The sequence below is a fragment of the Halobacillus sp. KGW1 genome, assembly GCF_001592845.1.
Taxonomy (GTDB): domain Bacteria; phylum Bacillota; class Bacilli; order Bacillales; family Halobacillaceae; genus Halobacillus.
The window spans coordinates 994,223-1,012,139 of sequence record NZ_LSOC01000002.1 but is presented as its reverse complement, the minus strand read 5'-3'; the positions used below and the strand labels follow the sequence as shown (position 1 = coordinate 1,012,139).

The window sequence follows — 17,917 nt, the reverse complement described above, 5'->3', positions numbered from 1 at the left end:
TTCTGTCTCTGAATTATAATGAGAATGCAATTGCGAGGGAGGGACGAACGATATGGAACATCGTATAGAGAAAATTAAAAAGCAGCTACATTCCCAAAGTTACAAATTGACGCCTCAACGGGAAGCTACCGTCCGTGTTTTATTGGAAAACGAAGAAGATCACTTAAGTGCAGAAGATGTTTACCTCCTCGTAAAAGAGAAAGCACCGGAGATAGGGTTAGCGACCGTATATCGAACACTGGAATTATTATCCGAATTAAAAGTAGTAGATAAGATTAATTTCGGCGATGGAGTATCAAGGTACGACTTGAGAAAAGAAGGAGCCGAACACTTTCATCATCACCTCGTATGTATTGAGTGTGGATCAGTGGAAGAGATTGAAGAAGACCTGCTCGGTGATGTGGAAAAGATCATTGAAGGCCAGTGGGGCTTTGAAGTGAAGGACCATCGATTAACGTTTCATGGTATATGCAGGGTCTGCCAGAAACAAGCAGTCGCGGTTTCAACAAGCACAGAAACTGAAGAGTGATAGAATCGCCGCTATGAGTATGCATAGTGGCTTTTTATTTTGTTATTCTATATTTACAAAAAGCATGAAATCGTGTACGTTAGTGCTAGATGGAACGGAAAGAGGACGGTTTTCTTACCTATGGCGTCTCCATTGATTATTTACGTATAATCAGCAGGAATTTAGGCATATCCTTAATCAAGGTATGATTAAAGGAGATGGAAATTCATGTCTAAATTTCAGCACGGGCTGAAGGATTTACTGAAAGTCCTCATTGTATTTACCATCTGCACTTGTATATTCTACATGGCGCTTCGAATGGTCCATGGAGAATACGAAAGGCAGCATCGGTATGATCCTCCGGGGGGAGCGGCGGTCAAAGTCTATCAACCTGCCGAGCAATCGTGGACGGATCGATTATCGATATTTTTCCAATTAGGAGAGTAGATCGACAATGCAATTCGCTTTGGAAGATTTTTTTCATTATTTGACTGTCGAACGCGGCCTGTCCCCGAATACGATTCAATCGTATAAGCGCGACCTTACTCAATACCGTTCGTTCATGGAGGAACGGGAAGGGATGGAGAACTGGGGGCAGATTACGAGGGCGCACATCATGAAATACATGCATCATTTGAATGACCAGGACCGCTCTGCTGCCACTGTTGCCAGGTTTCTTTCTTCCATCCGTCTTTTTCATCAGTTTTTAATTAGAGAAAAAGTGACAGATCAAGATCCCAGTTTACATATTGAAACTCCAAAGAAGGAACGAAAGCTTCCAAAGGTTCTTTCTTCAGAAGATGTAGAGAAATTGCTGAACATTCATGCGAAAGACCCGCTTTCTGCGAGGAATAAGGCGATGTTTGAAATGCTCTATGCTACCGGCCTCCGCGTGACGGAGCTCGTTTCACTTAAAGTGAGTGATCTGCATTTGACGATGGGGTTTGTACGGTGTCTTGGAAAAGGATCGAAGGAAAGAATTATTCCTTTAGGTGATATGGCTAAAGAAGCTGTGGAGCATTACCTTGAAGCTGGTCGTGGATCGCTAATAAAGCAAAAAAAGACGGAAGAGCTTTTCGTGAACCATCACGGGAATGCGCTCTCCCGGCAAGGATTCTGGAAGATACTGAAAGCGGTTGCTAGGGAGATGGGTGTGAACAAGGAGCTGACTCCGCACACGCTGCGCCATTCATTTGCCACGCATTTGCTGGAGAACGGGGCAGATTTGAGGGCGGTTCAAGAGATGCTTGGACATGCGGATATTTCCACGACTCAAATTTATACGCACGTTTCGAAAACAAGATTAAAGGATGTATACCGCTCTTATCATCCCCGTGCGTGAGATAATTTTTTTATTTTTAGTTGTCTGACATCCTACAACTTAATTTGTGGGGTAAATATTCTTGGAATTGGGAAATTAAACATTAGGAGGGATCATCAATGGATGCATTCAAGCGAGTATTTGTAATCGTAATGGATTCTGTTGGAATCGGGGAAGCTCCCGATGCCGAGAAATTTAATGATAAAGGAGCCGACACCCTCGGTCATATTGCCGAACATATGGGGGGGCTGAAAATGCCTGTGATGGGTAGTCTCGGGCTCAGTAACATCAGAGAAATCAAAGGGATTGATCCAGTAGATCATCCAAAAGCCCACTATACGACGATGGTGGAAGCTTCTAACGGAAAAGATACGATGACCGGACACTGGGAAATCATGGGTCTGTATATCGATCAGCCGTTCCGAACATTTCCAAATGGGTTCCCGGACGAATTACTGGATCAAATCAAAGAGAAAACCGGACGTGGGATCGTCGGAAATAAACCTGCATCCGGAACGGAAATTCTCGATGAGCTCGGCGAGCATCATATGAATACAGGCGATTTGATCATCTATACGTCTGCAGACTCGGTCCTGCAGATAGCAGCTCATGAAGAAGTCATCCCACCGGAAGAGCTTTATGAAATCTGTGAGTTCTGCAGAGAACTGACTAAAGATGAAAAATACATGGTGGGTCGTGTCATTGCTCGTCCATTTGTCGGTAAACCAGGTGCATTCGAAAGAACGTCTAATCGTCATGACTATGCATTGAAGCCGTTCGGCCGTACGGTAATGAATGAAATGGCAGACAACGGCCTTGATGTCATCGCGATTGGAAAGATATCAGATATATATGACGGGGAAGGGGTAACGGAAGCGATCCGCACGAAAGATAACATGGACGGGATGGATCAACTGGTAAACTCCATGGATAAGGAGTTCCAAGGCATGAGCTTTTTAAATCTGGTGGACTTTGATGCGAAATATGGTCACCGTCGTGATCCCAAAGGATACGGAGAAGCTCTGGAAGCCTATGACGCCCGTCTTCCGGAAGTGTTGGATAAAATGCGTGAGGATGACTTGTTGATCATTACGGCAGATCATGGAAACGACCCTGTTCATCACGGGACGGATCATACGAGAGAGCTCGTGCCGCTTCTTGTTTGTCATAAGGGAATTCAAGAAGGAACGGAGATCGCGCAGCGTCGTACGTTTGCTGATATAGGGGCAACGATATCTGATAATTTTTCCATTACCTTACCGGAATACGGAACTAGCTTTTTAAAAGAAATTAAATAAAGGGGAGTAGAAAACATGGTTCAAACGAAAATCAAGGAAGCATCATCATTTATACGGGAGCAGTTAACTCATCAACCGACCGTTGGACTTATTCTTGGATCGGGCTTGGGTGTTCTGGCTGACGAAATTCAAAACCCCGTCACAATCGCTTATAAGGAAATTCCACATTTTCCAGAATCGACGGTTTCCGGACATAAAGGACAACTCGTGATTGGAGAGCTTGAGGGCAGGCAGGTAATCGCTATGCAGGGCCGTTTCCATTATTACGAAGGCTACAGCATGCAGCAGGTGACCTTCCCTGTCAGAGTTATGAAGGAGCTTGGCGTTGAGACGCTGTTCGTCACGAATGCGGCTGGTGGAATTAACGAAACGTTCCAGCCTGGCAACTTGATGATTATTACGGACCATATCAATAATATGGGAAATAGTCCGCTGATCGGGCCGAACGATGAGGATCTTGGGCCCCGCTTCCCGGATATGTCGGAAGCTTATGACCGTGACTTGATCCAACACGCACACCAATCGGCAGAGCGCCTTAATCTTAAGGTTCAGCAGGGAGTTTACGTCGGAAATACCGGACCTGCCTATGAAACCGGTGCAGAAGTCCGCATGCTCCGTACACTTGGTGGAGATGCTGTCGGTATGTCAACGGTGCCGGAGGTAATGGTAGCGAACCATTCCGGGATGCGTGTACTAGGCATTTCCTGTATTTCTAATATGGCAGCGGGCATTCTTGACCAGCCCCTGACCCATGACGAAGTGATCGATACGACAGCACAGGTAAGGGAAGACTTCCTCGGTTTTGTTAAAGATCTTCTTCGTGGTCTTCCGGCTTAAGAGCATTTAAACATTTGCGGTGCTCCTGCCTGTGTTGAGAGCACCGCTGATAATTCTAATTCCTAAAAAGTAAAGGGTGGATGCGAGATGCGTATGTATGATGTGATCGTTAAGAAACGCGATGGTGGAGAATTGACGAAAGAAGAAATTGAATTTTTCGTTGATGGTTATACAAAAGGCGAGATACCGGATTATCAAGCTTCTGCATTAACGATGGCTATTTATTTCCAGGGGATGACGCCGGAGGAAACAGCAACATTGACACAGGCTATGGTAAATTCAGGAGAAACGATCGATCTTTCCGCCATAGATGGCAAGAAAGTGGACAAGCATTCCACCGGTGGTGTAGGGGACAAGGTTACATTCATTGTTGGACCGCTCGTAGCTTCCGTAGGGATACCGGTTGCGAAAATGTCGGGACGCGGACTGGGTCATACCGGTGGTACGCTGGATAAACTCGAATCTATAGCGGGTCTCGAAATCGAGATGACAAAAGAACGCTTTATTGAAAACGTAAACAAACATAAATTAGCAGTAGCGGGGCAAACTGGAAACCTTGCTCCTGCCGATAAAAAGCTTTATGCTCTTCGTGATGTGACAGGTACCGTGAACTCCCTTCCCCTAATTGCAGGGTCTATTATGAGTAAGAAAATCGCATCCGGTGCGGATAGTATTGTGCTCGATGTGAAAACCGGTTCCGGAGCATTCATGAAAACATTGGAAGATTCTGAGGCGCTCGCGCGTGAGATGGTGGATATCGGCAATAATCTTGGCAGACAGACAATCGCAGTAATTAGCGATATGAACCAACCGCTTGGATTTGAAGTGGGTAATGCCAATGAAATTAAAGAAGCTGCAGAAATCCTCCAAGGTAAAAGAGTAGAAGATTTGCGGGAGCTTTCCTTGGAAATCGCTTCCCATATGGCGGTTCTTGCAGAAGTATTTGCCTCCTATGAGGATGCCTATGCTGCCTTAGAGCAAAATATTGAGAACGGGAAAGCATTCCAATCCCTTCGTACCCTTGTAGAATCACAGGGGGGAGACGTTTCTATGATTGATAATCTTGATCTGCTCCCCAAAGCAAAATACGAAGTCGCGGTCGAGGCGGAGGAAGCGGGATATATCGCTGCCATTGATGCAGAGTCAATCGGTATTGCTGCCATGTACCTTGGTGCGGGGCGTGCGACCAAAGATGACCAGATTAATCATGGAGTGGGAATTACATTGAAGAAAAAAATTGGTGATCCAGTAAAAGCTGGAGAGGCCCTGGTTGTTCTGCTGAGTGATGTTGAAACTCCTCAAGACTCCATTGATAAAGTGAAGGAAGCGTACACAATCGCACAAGAAAAAGTTTCTAAACCAAAGCTGATTCATAACATCATCAAGTAAAACAAATCCCGGCAGGCAGTGCCGGGATTTTATCTTTTTCAGCTTATCGTTCTTTTGTTTTCTGTAGTGAAAATTACGTTTTCTTTAATTTCCCAATCTACAACCTTCCATATTAATTTCAACGTCTCTGCGGGGGCGTTGTTTGTATTTGTGCAGTATTTTTCCCTTATGTATAGAAGATGCTGGTAAGGGAAGAATAGGGGCACTTAAAGCCAATGGGAGGTCTTGTTTATGCGAAAATTGATTGGTACGATCGCCGCAGTTTTCTTTCTTTTGACTGTCATGCCGGGAACGGTTTCCTTTGCCGAGGAAAAAGCAGCTTCCGACATCACTCAATCAGCGAATTCCGCTGTACTCTTGGAAAAAAACAGCGGAATGCTGCTATACGATAAAAATGCGGACAAACAGCTGCCGCCTGCCAGTATGACGAAAATTATGACGCTGCTTTTGATCATGGAAGAATTAGAGACCGGTGGTATTAAACTCAACGAAAAAGTAAGAGTCAGTGAACATGCCGCCTCCATGGGGGGATCGCAGATCTTCCTTGAAGAAGGAGAAGAAATGACGGTGGAGGAAATGCTGAAAGGAATCGCTGTAGCCTCTGGAAACGATGCCAGTGTAGCGATGGCAGAGAGAATTGCCGGCAGTGAAAAGGCGTTTGTTGACCGGATGAATGAGAAAGCCAAAGATCTTGGATTAAAGAATACCCAGTTTAAGAATCCAACCGGTCTACCGGCAGAGGGTCATTACAGCACGGCACATGATATGGCTGTCATGGCAAGAGAACTGCTGCTTCATGAAGAAGTGACGAACTATACGAAAATATATGAAGATTACTTAAGAAAAGGTACAGATCAGGAATTTTGGCTTGTTAATACCAATAAATTGATCAAGTCCTATCCAGGCATGGATGGTTTGAAAACGGGTTATACATCAGAGGCCAAGTACTGCTTGACTGCATCTGCCACCAGGGACGGGATGCATATGATTGCGGTGGTCATGGGTGCTGAAAATCCAAAGAAAAGAAACGCGGATATTACAAGCCTTTTAGATTATGGTTTTGGACAGTATGAAGCTGTCAAACTCCATTCCAAGGATAAAGCAATGGACGTGGTGACGGAAACAAGAGGGAAACCGCGTCAAATTAAGCTGTATCCTGAGAAAGACGTGGTTGTATTAAAGAAAAAGAATGAAAAGAAAGCCGATTACCAGACAGAATTGAAGAAGGGCGGACAGGTCGACATTCCTATGGATAAAGGGACGCACATGGGGTGGGTAGCCGTTAAGAAAGACGGGCAGGAAGTGGCTAAAGTGCGTCTTGAAACGAAGGATCCAGTAAAGAGAGCGAGTATTCTTGAACTGTGGGAGCGTTCCTGGAGGAATTTGACGAGCTTTCAGAGGTTTTAGCATTTTTGGGCTAGTATTGTTTTCATGCAGGAAATAGAGGTGGAAAATACGAAAGTCTTAGTGTGACTCTTATATCGTATGAGGAGGGGAACCACTTGAGTCTTCGTGTACAATTTGCTGTGAATGAAAACGTATTGCTTGTTCGTCTGGATGGAGAGTTGGATCATCATGAGGCTACCCAGCTTCGAGAGAAGTGGCAGACACATTTAAAGAATCCCGGAGTCGAACATGTAATCGTCAATTTAGAGAAGTTGTCCTTTATGGACAGCTCCGGACTTGGAGTAATGCTTGGCCGTTACAAAGAGGTTCAGGCGAGAGGGAATGAAATGATGCTTTGTTCCATACGTCCTGAGGTGAAACGACTGTTCGATATGTCGGGAATGTTTAAAATCATGAAGCATGTTGAGGACGAAGCGACTGCGCTTGAGGTACTGGGGGTGGCATCATGCGAAATGAAATGACCATCGAATTCACGAGTATCAGTGCCAACGAATCTCTGGCGCGTGTATCCGTAGCAGCTTTTATCAGTCAAATAAATCCGACGATGGAAGAACTGACGGATATTAAAACGGTCGTATCAGAAGCCGTAACCAATGCAATTATCCACGGGTATGAAGAGAAAGCGGATGAAAAAGTCCTTTTAACCTGCGCTATTGAAGGGGAAGAGATTGAATTAATTATCCAGGATCGTGGGCGCGGCATTGAGAACATCGATATGGCGAAAGAACCTTTATACACCTCAAAACCCGAGTGGGAAAGGTCGGGGATGGGTTTTACAATTATGGAGAACTTCATGGACCAAGTCGATATTACATCAGAGCCGGGGATGGGGACAACGATTCGTATGACGAAACAATTGACCTCCTCCCGTGCTCTATGTAATTGAGGGACTGCGAATGAGCGATACGACAAAGGAACGTCTGTCCGACAAAGATGTCAAAGACTTGATAAAGAAGAGTCAGTCCGGGGATCATAAGGCGAGAGATTTCCTTGTCGAGAAGAACACGAGGCTCGTTTGGTCTGTCGTGCAGCGCTATTTGCGCAGGGGATATGACCAGGATGATTTATATCAAATCGGATGCATCGGACTTTTGAAATCGATCGACAAATTTGATTTGAGCTATGATGTCCGTTTCTCCACATATGCCGTACCCATGATAATCGGGGAAATCCAGCGTTTCATCAGGGATGACGGGAGTGTGAAAGTAAGTCGGAGTCTGAAAGAGCTTAATCATAAGGTGCGTGCGAAGAAAGAAGAGCTGCTCAAAGAGAACGGACGCTCTCCTACGGTTAATGAACTCGCCGATGCCCTTGGACTTACAACAGAAGAAATAGTTCAGGCAGAAGAAGTAGGGCGCTCGCCGCAGTCGATTTATGAGACGGTTTATGAGAATGAAGGAGATCCAATCACGCTTGTCGATCAAATTGCAGAAGAGGATAACAATTGGTTTGACCACCTTACCCTGCAGGATGTCATGAGCAGACTGGATAAACGTGAGCGGTTGATCATCTATCTCCGCTACTATAAAGACCAAACGCAGACGGAAGTAGCAGAACGTCTTGGAATTTCTCAGGTTCAGGTCTCGAGATTGGAAAAAAAGATCCTCGCAGACATGAAAGAAACGATGACCGATACAAGTTGAGACTGTACCCAGTGGGGTGCAGTCTTTTTTTGTTTGTCCAAACCCTCATCTCGGTGATTCTGTATGATTTCACCCAACACACACATAATAAGTGCAACAAATCAATCCAGGGAGGCGAATGATATGACGCCGATCTATATCCGCATGAAGCAGTCGATTTATGTCCCGCCCGGTGCGGTCATCCGCCTCTCGGATATCGCGCGGGTCGTGGGTCCCGGACGTCACTTGGAAGAAGTCGAACACATGGAACTTCATCAGGTTACTAAAGAGGATCAGAATATCGTGGTGATCGACTCATTCATGGTCATCGAACAAATACTAGCCGGAAATCCGGACGTTGAGATCGAAATGATTGGACCGAGCCAGTGCGTAGTCCATGTAGAGGATCGAAAGAAAGAACCTTCACCATTATTGATCGCAGGAATCTGGATTTTGTTATTCATCGGTGCAGCGATGGCAATCATGAACTTTCACTACGATGTCAGCATGGAATCCGTTCAGCAGAAGCTTCACTTTATGTTGACAGGAGAAGAGGAAGAGCACCCGTTGTGGATCCAGGTTCCATATTCCATAGGACTGGGGGTCGGTATGATCCTCTTCTTCAACCACTGGTTCCAGAAGCGGTTTAATGAAGAACCGAGTCCAATGGAAGTGGAGATTTTCAATTATCAGGAAGACCTCGATCATTATGTGGCCATCAAAGAAAATAAGGTGGAAAAACAGGATGTGGATCATTGAAATATTGATCGGTCTAGCTGCGGGCATCGCGGTCGGGACAGGGTTCGTCGCTTTTCTGACGGTGCTTGGAATCGTTCCCCGGCTGATGCAGTTGAGCCGGTCGCAATCCAAACTCCGTGTTTACGAGACCGCTATTATCCTGGGTGTTTTCTGCGGCATCTATTTATCCTTTGGAGACGTGCCTGTCCATATGTCTCTGGTCGGAATCATAATTTGGGGTCTCTTCCACGGCATATTCATCGGGATGCTCGCTGCTGCATTGACAGAAGTGTTGAACGTATTTCCCTTGTTGTTCAAGCGCATAGGAGTAGATGGCTTTTTGTTTACGTTATTAATGGCGTTAGTGCTGGGGAAAATAGCAGGTTCCTTGTTTCAATGGATTATATTCGTTAAATGAGCATCAGGAGGTTACATCATGGAAAAGCAAACGATGAACGAGAAGAACTTTGAAAAGGTAAGTAAAACGTATCAGCCCAAACCGCCCATCGTCATGAATTGCCTCAAAGCTTTCATCGTAGGAGGGCTCATTTGTGTCTTTGGTGAGCTGATCAGCCAGATGTATGTGCATTGGTTTGACTTTAAAGAAGAGAATGCAATGAATCCCACCGCGGCGACGCTTATTCTACTCGCTGCGCTGGCGACGGGTTTTGGTGTCTATGATAAACTCGGACAATTCGCAGGAGCGGGTTCTGCCGTGCCGATTACGGGTTTCGCCAACTCCATCACTTCCGCAGCCTTGGAACATAAATCGGAAGGACTGGTGCTCGGCGTTGCTACGAACTTATTTAAGCTTGCGGGTTCCGTCATCGTCTTCGGTGTCGTTTCTGCTTACGTGCTGGGAATCATTCGTTATTTGTGGTCGATTATATTTTAGGAGGTAAACATTATGGGAAAAACAGGAAAGCAATCGTGGTCTTTCAATGATGCCGTCTACCTCCAGTCGACCGGAACATCTGTAGGACCGATGGAAGGGGAAGGCCCCTTGAAAGAAACATTCGATATTATTCATGAAGAGCTGCACTGCGGAGAAGCTAACTGGGAACTCGCAGAACGAAAACTGATGATGGAAGCTGTTCATACAGCCTTTCAGAAAGCTGGTGTCGATCAATCCGCTATCGACCTCTTCCTGGCTGGGGATCTGTTGAACCAAAACGTGACAGGAAACTATGTGGCGAGACAGCTTGGGATTCCGCTCATCGGAATGTTTGGAGCTTGCTCGACAAGTATGGAGACGCTGGCAACCGGAGCAGCTCTTGTGGAATCCGGTTATGCGAACCAAGTGCTGGCGGCCGTCAGTTCCCACAACTGTACAGCAGAAAGGCAGTTCAGGTATCCGACAGAATACGGAGGACAGAAGCCGAAAACCGCGACGTTCACTGTGACAGGCAGCGGCGCGGCCATTCTTTCCAGAGTCCCTTCGGAGGTGAAGGTGGAAGCGGCCACTATCGGGAAAGTCATGGATTACAGCATCAAGGATCCGTTCGATATGGGCTCAGCGATGGCTCCTGCTGCCTGGGATACGATTAAGACACATCTGGAAGATATGGGGAGGATGCCTTCGGATTACGACTTGATTGCGACAGGAGACCTCTCGTCTGTCGGTACTCCGATCCTTCGTGATTTAATGAAGCAGGACGGGTACGACATATCAGATGTTCATAAGGACTGCGGTAATCTCGTTTATCACAGTGACCAGCCGGTTTTTGCCGGGGGAAGCGGGTGCGCTTGTTCCGCGGTCGTCACCTACGGAAAAATTGTTCAGGATTTAAAAGCAGGTAAGTATAAGCGTGTCCTTATTGTAGCAACGGGTGCCCTCATGAACCCGATGATGATTCAGCAGAAAGAATCGATACCTGGCATCGCACATGCCGTCGTATTAGGAAAGGGGGAACCGTCATGACTTTTTTGTGGGCTTTCCTGGTGGGCGGAGGCATTTGTGTCATTGGACAAATTCTGTTTGATGTATTTAAACTGACGCCCGCACACGTTATGTCCTCTTTTGTTGTAGCAGGGGCGGTCCTCGATGCCTTCGATCTTTATGATAACTTAATTGAATTTGCCGGCGCAGGGGCGACCGTACCGATTACGAGCTTCGGGCACTCCCTCCTGCACGGGGCAATGGAGCAGACGGAGGATCACGGACTGATCGGAATTGCCATAGGAATCTTTGAATTGACATCTGCCGGGATCGCTTCTGCCATCCTGTTCGGATTCATTGTCGCTGTGTTTTTTAAGCCGAAAGGATAATGCTATAGCAAGGAGATGAAGTGATGCCTGAACAACAAAAGACGCCGATTGTCATGAAGCTGGAGCAGAATCGCAGGATTATGAATGAGCGTGTCGGGGTGGAGCAGTCCTTTGATATCGGGTTCCGCACCCTTCACGTTTTCGATCATGAAGTAAATATCTATTACGTGACAGGTTTGTGTGAAACACCAATTATCGTGGAATTGATGCGGCAGTTGTTTGAAATAAATGAGACAGCAGACAAGAAAATGCCCATTTTTGAAAGGATTAAAAGCGATATTCCACACCAGCAGGTGGAAGAAGCCGATGATATGGAAAAGTGTATTACGCAGCTTTTATCCGGTCTGATCGTCATTTTTATCGAAGGAGAGCCGAAAGCGTTTATTGTGGATGTTCGTTCTTATCCTGGACGGACACCGGAAGAGCCGGATACGGAGAAAGTCATACGCGGTTCTCGTGACGGATACACAGAAAATATCATAGAAAATACAGCACTGACGAGAAGGAGAATCCGGGATGAACGGCTCCGTCATGAAATCATGCAGGTCGGAGAACGAAGCAAAACGGATATCTGCCTCTCTTATTTACAAGATGTAGCCGACCCGGGTCTCGTTCAATTGATAAAGAAAGAAATTCAAAATATTGATATCGACGGGCTGACAATGGCGGACAAGACATTGGAAGAATACCTGGTTAATCAGGGAAGGAACCCGTTTCCTCTGGTGCGTTATACCGAGCGTCCGGATGTCGCTTCTGCTCATTTGTTTGAAGGGCATGTATTGATCATGGTCGACACATCCCCGAGTATGATTATCACGCCGACGACTTACTTTCACCATGTCCAGCATGCAGAGGAATTTAGACAATCACCCGCTGTTGGTACATTTGTGCGATGGGTAAGGTTCTTCGGTATTTTCTCTTCCGTTTTTTTACTTCCATTATGGATGCTGTTCGTTATGCAGCCTGATTTATTACCAGAGCCTTTATCATTCATAGGGCCGAATGAAGAAAGCGCCATTCCAATCATTTTTCAAATTTTACTCGCCGACTTAGGTTTGGAGATGCTGAGGATTGCGGCTATTCATACTCCGACGCCGTTATCGACGGCCATGGGGCTGATCGCTGCCGTATTGATTGGACAGATAGCGATCGACGTTGGGATGTTCGTGCCGGAGGTTATCTTGTACGTTGCGGTCGCCGCTATTGGCTCGTATGCGACACCGAGTTATGAGTTGTCGGTTGCGAATAAAATGGCGAGGATCACGCTGGTCATACTTGTTTCCGTCTTCGGAATAAAAGGATTATTGATTGGTTTTATGGCCTATATCCTATTGCTGGCCCATACGAAATCGCTGAACACGCCGTACCTATGGCCGTTTCTTCCTTTCAACTTAAAAGCCGCCATGCAGATTGTTTTCCGTATGAGCATGCCGACTCTCAAAGTACGCCCGAGCGTCGTTCACCCGCAAAACAACCAGCGACAAAAATAATCGTATTGCCGGTTCTTTAGCAATGTGATAAATTAAAATAAATCTGAAAATGTCCTTTGATGTCAAAGGACATTTTATTTTTAACAAACACATCCGGTATCGGACATAAAGGCGGGATACGATGAATCACGAAGTGAATAATAGAGGACATCTCATGATCGGCGGCGTGTCGGTCAAAGAGTTGGCAGATCAATACGGAACACCTCTGTACGTTTATGACGTAGGGAAAATCAGATCGAATGCACGAGCATTTGTAGAAACGTTTCGTGAGTATGATGTACCGGCTCAAGTGGCCTATGCAAGCAAAGCTTTTTCCAGTGTGGCGATGCTGCAGGTGGCAGGACAGGAAGGGTTGAGCCTGGACGTCGTTTCTGAAGGAGAACTTCATACGGCGCTTGAAGCCGGGTTCCCTGTGGGGAAAATCCATATGCATGGGAACAACAAAAGCATAAGGGAGCTGGAGATGGCTGTTGATTACGGCATCGGCTGCATCGTAGTGGACAATTTCTATGAAATGGAGCTTCTTGATGCGATATTGACAGAGAAGAATACGGAAATTGACGTACTTCTTCGCGTGACGCCGGGTATTGAAGCTCATACGCATGATTACATATTGACCGGGCAGGAAGATTCGAAGTTCGGTTTCGATCTTGGCAGCGGGCAGGCAGAACTTGCCTTCGAAAAGCTGAAGGATCACCGGAAGATACATGTCATCGGTCTGCATTGTCATATCGGTTCTCAAATATTTGAAACGAATGGTTTTGAAATGGCAACAAGGAAGCTTTTTGAAACATTGGAAGAATGGAGAGAGAAGCACGGTTACGAAGCGAGTGTCCTTAATTTAGGCGGAGGCTTTGGGATTCAGTACACGAAGGAGGACCGTCCGCTGGATTTGGATCAATATGCCCATTCTTTGATCAAGGAAGTCAAACATTTATCGAAGCAGTACCAATATCCTATGCCGGAAATCTGGATCGAACCTGGTCGCGCGATTGTTGGAGAAGCAGGGACGACTATATATACGCTCGGCTCTCTTAAAGAAGTCCCTGGAGTACGGACGTATGTCTCGGTAGATGGTGGAATGACGGACAATATCCGTCCTGCTCTCTATCAGGCGAAATACGAAGCTGCTTTGGCAGAACGCATGACAGAAGACCCTGTCAAAGAATATTCAATTGCTGGGAAGTGCTGTGAGTCTGGAGATATGCTAATATGGGATGTGGCGTTGCCGGAAGTTGAGCATGGGGATAGGCTTGCAGTTTTCAGCACAGGAGCGTATGGTTATGCTATGGCAAACAATTACAACCGCTTTCAAAAGGCGGCTGTCGTGTTTGTCGAAGACGGAAAGCATCAGCTGGTCGTGCGGAGAGAAACATACCAAGAGATGACACGGCTTGATTTGTCTTACGAAAATGGAAAGGGGTAGAGAAAATGAAAAAAGCAACAATTCAATTTGAAAATGGAGAAAAAATGGTGATTGACCTATATGAAGAGGCGGCTCCAGGAACGGTAGCGAACTTCGAAAAACTTGCAAATGATGAGTTTTATGACGGTTTGACATTCCACCGCGTTATTCCTGACTTCGTTATTCAGGGCGGATGTCCGAACGGGACAGGTACAGGCGGCCCAGGCTACACGATCAAATGTGAAACAGAAGGTAATCCACACAAACACGAACGCGGATCTCTTTCAATGGCCCACGCTGGAAAAGATACGGGAGGAAGCCAATTCTTCGTTTGTCATTCCCCGCAGCCTCACCTGGACGGTCGTCATACAGTCTTTGGTAAAGTGATTGATGGTGTAGACATCGTCGACCGTGTCCGCGTCGGAGATGTAATGCAGAAGGTAAGAGTCGAAGAGAAATAATTGCAGAACCTGATATGAATTGATGATCACTGCCGTATTCCTGTTGGTTCTCCTTGTCGCTCCATTAAGTTTGTTTATTCATGAATGGGGGCATGTCTTTTTTGGTTTAGCCTTTCGCTCCGAATGCAGTACCTTGCAATTAGGACGGGGGTATCGGATTATAGATGTCCGCAGCAGGAAATTTCGTCTGGTCATTTGTCTGTTCTTTTTTCAAGGAGCATTCTCTATAAATGAAAGGGAACCCTCCTTCACAAGGCAGGAACAGGGATGGATCAGTTTCGGTGGACCTCTCTTCAACATAGGGGCGGCCGGCCTCGTCTGGCCGCTCCTTGGTATACATATTTTCTGGTCCTTACTGTTCTGGTTCAACCTTTATCTTGCTGTTGCGAATATGATCCCCTTTACCGTAAATGGCAGAAAATCAGACGGCTGCCATGTGTGGTCCAGCTTCCGCAGGCATGGGGGTTGAATATCGATGGAGAATCCTATATCCTATTACAAGAGTATGAGCTTGTAAGCTTCCTGCTTCTTAAAATGGACCGGGATAAAGGGCATTTGTTATGTTATCTGTCTTCTTTGGTCAGGGATGCTGGTAATCACCTGTTTCTGGGGCGCCATCATTCAGGGGGCAAAGTTAGGCTATCGCTTGAAAGTAACACACGGATTTCAGCCGTTATAAAGTACGGTAGTTCCAGGACCTTTTGTGCCTCTACGGCAAAATTGGAAGTTATTTTCATAATTGAGGGGTTAATATGCTAATTCGATATAAAAAATCATTTGAAAAGATTGCCATGGGTTTACTTTCTTTCATGCCGGAAGTATCCGATGTGAAAACTCTTCAGGAAATCATTAAAGAGTACGATTCTAATCCTGATTGGAATTTGTTCTTGTGGAAAGAAGAGGACATTCTCGGTGCTGTCGGCGTACGTCTGGAGAACGATGAGGCTGTCATACAGCACGTATCTGTCAACCCTTCCCATCGAAACATGGGTATTGGAAAGCAGATGATCCGGCGCGTTCGTGCACATTACGGAGAGCAGGTGCGTGTTTGTGCAGATGCTTCTACGGAATCTTTTGTAGATAAATGTGATGAAGAGAGTGCTTCTTCCCAAATTTGAAAGGAGGTGTCCGCTGGCGGCACCTCCTTTCCGTTTGGATTCCTTAGGTTTGTTTGTTGCGGAGCTTATGTTTATAGACGAGTTGGGCATTATCCAAGTCACTGGGCGATCCGTACGCGACGCCCCAATCCAGGCACATCTGCTGCACTTCCTGTCTCAAGTAGAGATCTTTCAATGGAAAGTTCCAGCTGTGATAGGGCAGATCTTCCTGCAGATCCGATTTTATTCTGTTTAGATGCTCCAGGTAGGATTCTGCATCCACGCCTAATTCTTCTATCTCTGAAAGGCCGGATTCTGCTCGAAGAATACATCTTTTAATTAAGGTGTCTGCACCTTTCTTATTGTCTCTTCGATAATGATACATACAAACAGCTGTCTGTATGAAGAGGACCCATATAGAAGAGCGGTTTTTCGGGTCGACCTCTTTCCAATATTCTTCCAGTACTTCGTGGCATTCGAAGTAGTCACGGGTACCGTGAAAATGAGTAAGAAATTTTACATAAGGTGTTGGATACATAATGGAAACCTCCGATTCTCCATTTCATTGTATAGAAACAGAGATCTGTTATGCAACTATCCCACTGTCTCCGTCTGTTGATTCGGAGGTTTTTTTGATACGATAGGAAAGAAGTACAAACGTGAAGGAAGAATGCTATGATGAAAAGCTATCAAGTAAAAGTGGAAGGATTCGAAGGTCCACTGGATCTCCTTCTGCATTTGATTAACCGCTATGAAATTGATATTTATGACATACCAGTGTCGCAGATCACAGACCAGTATATGCATTATATTCATACGATGCAGGTGTTGGAGCTTGATCTTGCGAGTGAATACTTGGTGATGGCAGCCACCCTTCTCGCGATTAAAAGTCAAATGCTGCTGCCTAACACCGCTGTTGTCGATGATTTCGAAGAGAGTGAGATGGAAGAAGATCCGCGTGAGGATCTTATGAGACGTTTAATAGAATATCGAAAATATAAGCAGGCAGCTGAAGATCTGAAAGACAAAGAATTGGATGCAAACCGTATTTATACACGTCCTCCGCTCCGTACAGAGGATCTTTCGGAAGAGAAAGTAGAAACGGTGAAGCCTGGGGAAGCTTCCATTTATGATATGATCCAGGCGATGGGGCGTCTTTTGAACAGGAGTAAACAACCGTCATCCCAGGAAGCAAAAGTGAGGCGGGATGAAATCCCCATTCAGATGCGGATGGATGAGATTCTGACGAAGATCGAAACGCATTCTGGAGGAACCCCTTTTGACCAATTGTTCGAGAGGAGAACCAGACCGCACATTGTCGTTACCTTTATCGCGCTTCTTGAATTGATGAAAAATAATGATATTGTTTGTGTTCAGCAACAACATTTCGAAGAACTGATTGTGTTTAAGATGGAGGATGCACCATGGAGTTAGAAGAAACAAAAGCAATTATCGAAGGTCTTTTGTTCGCAGCAGGAGACGAAGGTGTGACAAAGAAAAAACTGTCCGTACTGCTGGAAGTGGACACGAAGACGGTCAACGGGATATTGGAAGAAATGAAAAAAGATTATAATGGAAAACACAGGGGCCTTACCATTATGGATTCCCAAGGGACTTTGCACTTGACAACCAAGCCGGAGCATGCCTCCTATTATAAGAAACTGTTGGATACACCAGGCTCAACAAGGCTTTCCCAAGCTGCGCTGGAAACCCTGGCTATCATCGCATACGAGCAGCCGATTACAAGAATCGAAATTGATGACCTGCGCGGTGTGAAAAGTGATAGGGCTATTCAAACGCTCGTCAATAGAGGCCTTATTGAGGAGAAGGGGCGTAAAGATGCGATCGGTCGTCCTGTCCTTTTTGGAACAACCAAGGATTTCCTGATTTATTTCGGATTGACGTCCATGGAACAGCTTCCGCCTTTAGCTGAATTGAAGCAACCCGGAGAAGCCGCAGGCAGCGGAGACCTCTTTTTTGATGAATTTCCGGAAAACCCCTTTGATGATTAATTACCGACCACCATTTTGGGTGGTCTTTTTTTATGGTTTTCCTTCTCTCTTACTACTGCATAGA

Annotated in this window: 23 protein-coding genes; 22 read left to right on the top strand and 1 reads right to left on the bottom strand. The window is 45.8% G+C overall.

Annotated features, from left to right (window positions below; translation table 11 throughout):
- Window positions 1-52 precede the first annotated feature (52 nt).
- From AXG56_RS05880 to AXG56_RS05785, 20 genes are all read left to right on the top strand, one after another.
- Window positions 53-529, top strand: coding sequence for a Fur family transcriptional regulator (locus AXG56_RS05880; protein WP_008640158.1), 477 nt, complete (start codon window positions 53-55; stop codon window positions 527-529).
- 207 nt (window positions 530-736) lie between these two features.
- Window positions 737-955 (top strand): YqzK family protein, encoded by a 219-nt coding sequence (locus AXG56_RS05875; RefSeq protein WP_008640157.1) that lies wholly within the window; start codon window positions 737-739, stop codon window positions 953-955.
- A 7-nt stretch (window positions 956-962) separates the two neighbouring features.
- Window positions 963-1,850: a site-specific tyrosine recombinase XerD gene (gene xerD, locus AXG56_RS05870; protein WP_008640155.1), complete on the top strand. Its 888-nt coding sequence runs from the start codon at window positions 963-965 to the stop codon at window positions 1,848-1,850.
- Between the two features lie 98 nt (window positions 1,851-1,948).
- A complete protein-coding gene (gene deoB / locus AXG56_RS05865; protein ID WP_026577317.1) occupies window positions 1,949-3,127 on the top strand; it encodes a phosphopentomutase in 1,179 nt (392 codons plus the stop codon).
- Window positions 3,128-3,142: 15 nt separating this feature from the next.
- On the top strand, window positions 3,143-3,964 hold the full coding sequence (locus AXG56_RS05860) for a purine-nucleoside phosphorylase (protein WP_026577318.1): 822 nt from the start codon (window positions 3,143-3,145) through the stop codon (window positions 3,962-3,964).
- Between the two features lie 87 nt (window positions 3,965-4,051).
- Window positions 4,052-5,353, top strand: coding sequence for a pyrimidine-nucleoside phosphorylase (locus AXG56_RS05855; RefSeq protein WP_062513544.1), 1,302 nt, complete (start codon window positions 4,052-4,054; stop codon window positions 5,351-5,353).
- A gap of 231 nt (window positions 5,354-5,584) precedes the next feature.
- Window positions 5,585-6,760: a D-alanyl-D-alanine carboxypeptidase family protein gene (locus AXG56_RS05850; RefSeq protein ID WP_008640151.1), complete on the top strand. Its 1,176-nt coding sequence runs from the start codon at window positions 5,585-5,587 to the stop codon at window positions 6,758-6,760.
- A gap of 95 nt (window positions 6,761-6,855) precedes the next feature.
- Complete coding sequence (spoIIAA, locus tag AXG56_RS05845) at window positions 6,856-7,221, top strand: anti-sigma F factor antagonist (protein ID WP_008640150.1); 366 nt, start codon at window positions 6,856-6,858, stop codon at window positions 7,219-7,221.
- Window positions 7,206-7,646, top strand: a complete 441-nt coding sequence (spoIIAB, locus tag AXG56_RS05840; protein ID WP_008640148.1) for an anti-sigma F factor — start codon at window positions 7,206-7,208, stop codon at window positions 7,644-7,646. The genes spoIIAA and spoIIAB overlap by 16 nt, the downstream gene beginning before the upstream one ends.
- 10 nt (window positions 7,647-7,656) lie before the next feature.
- Complete coding sequence (sigF, locus tag AXG56_RS05835) at window positions 7,657-8,403, top strand: RNA polymerase sporulation sigma factor SigF (RefSeq protein ID WP_026577321.1); 747 nt, start codon at window positions 7,657-7,659, stop codon at window positions 8,401-8,403.
- Between the two features lie 123 nt (window positions 8,404-8,526).
- Entirely contained in the window at window positions 8,527-9,141 is a 615-nt protein-coding gene (locus tag AXG56_RS05830; RefSeq protein WP_008640138.1) for a stage V sporulation protein AA, read from the top strand.
- Complete coding sequence (locus AXG56_RS05825) at window positions 9,128-9,538, top strand: stage V sporulation protein AB (RefSeq protein WP_008640131.1); 411 nt, start codon at window positions 9,128-9,130, stop codon at window positions 9,536-9,538. Before AXG56_RS05830 ends, AXG56_RS05825 begins: the two co-directional genes overlap by 14 nt.
- An 18-nt stretch (window positions 9,539-9,556) precedes the next feature.
- Complete coding sequence (spoVAC, locus tag AXG56_RS05820) at window positions 9,557-10,015, top strand: stage V sporulation protein AC (protein ID WP_008640130.1); 459 nt, start codon at window positions 9,557-9,559, stop codon at window positions 10,013-10,015.
- A 12-nt stretch (window positions 10,016-10,027) separates the two neighbouring features.
- The gene (gene spoVAD, locus AXG56_RS05815) at window positions 10,028-11,041 is read left to right on the top strand and encodes a stage V sporulation protein AD (RefSeq protein ID WP_008640129.1); all 1,014 of its coding nucleotides are present in this window, start codon (window positions 10,028-10,030) and stop codon (window positions 11,039-11,041) included.
- Window positions 11,038-11,388, top strand: coding sequence for a stage V sporulation protein AE (gene spoVAE, locus AXG56_RS05810; protein ID WP_008640128.1), 351 nt, complete (start codon window positions 11,038-11,040; stop codon window positions 11,386-11,388). The genes spoVAD and spoVAE overlap by 4 nt, the downstream gene beginning before the upstream one ends.
- 23 nt (window positions 11,389-11,411) lie before the next feature.
- The gene (locus AXG56_RS05805) at window positions 11,412-12,878 is read left to right on the top strand and encodes a spore germination protein (RefSeq protein WP_062513542.1); all 1,467 of its coding nucleotides are present in this window, start codon (window positions 11,412-11,414) and stop codon (window positions 12,876-12,878) included.
- A 121-nt stretch (window positions 12,879-12,999) separates the two neighbouring features.
- A complete protein-coding gene (gene lysA, locus AXG56_RS05800) occupies window positions 13,000-14,304 on the top strand; it encodes a diaminopimelate decarboxylase (RefSeq protein WP_026577323.1) in 1,305 nt (434 codons plus the stop codon).
- A gap of 5 nt (window positions 14,305-14,309) precedes the next feature.
- On the top strand, window positions 14,310-14,744 hold the full coding sequence (locus AXG56_RS05795) for a peptidylprolyl isomerase (RefSeq protein WP_008640120.1): 435 nt from the start codon (window positions 14,310-14,312) through the stop codon (window positions 14,742-14,744).
- Window positions 14,745-14,766: 22 nt separating this feature from the next.
- Window positions 14,767-15,213 carry a site-2 protease family protein gene (locus tag AXG56_RS05790; protein WP_039871831.1) on the top strand — a complete coding sequence of 149 codons (447 nt, stop codon included), beginning with the start codon at window positions 14,767-14,769 and terminating at the stop codon, window positions 15,211-15,213.
- Between the two features lie 283 nt (window positions 15,214-15,496).
- Entirely contained in the window at window positions 15,497-15,862 is a 366-nt protein-coding gene (locus tag AXG56_RS05785) for a GNAT family N-acetyltransferase (RefSeq protein ID WP_008640114.1), read from the top strand.
- A gap of 43 nt (window positions 15,863-15,905) precedes the next feature.
- Here the strand turns inward: AXG56_RS05785 and AXG56_RS05780 are convergent, their stop codons facing one another.
- A complete protein-coding gene (locus AXG56_RS05780; protein ID WP_062513540.1) occupies window positions 15,906-16,379 on the bottom strand; it encodes a DUF309 domain-containing protein in 474 nt (157 codons plus the stop codon).
- A gap of 137 nt (window positions 16,380-16,516) precedes the next feature.
- On the opposite strand from AXG56_RS05780, the gene AXG56_RS05775 reads away from it, so the two are divergent.
- Window positions 16,517-17,275, top strand: a complete 759-nt coding sequence (locus tag AXG56_RS05775) for a segregation/condensation protein A (protein WP_026577327.1) — start codon at window positions 16,517-16,519, stop codon at window positions 17,273-17,275.
- Window positions 17,266-17,853, top strand: coding sequence for an SMC-Scp complex subunit ScpB (scpB, locus tag AXG56_RS05770; protein ID WP_008640108.1), 588 nt, complete (start codon window positions 17,266-17,268; stop codon window positions 17,851-17,853). Before AXG56_RS05775 ends, scpB begins: the two co-directional genes overlap by 10 nt.
- The last annotated feature ends 64 nt before the right edge of the window (window positions 17,854-17,917 follow it).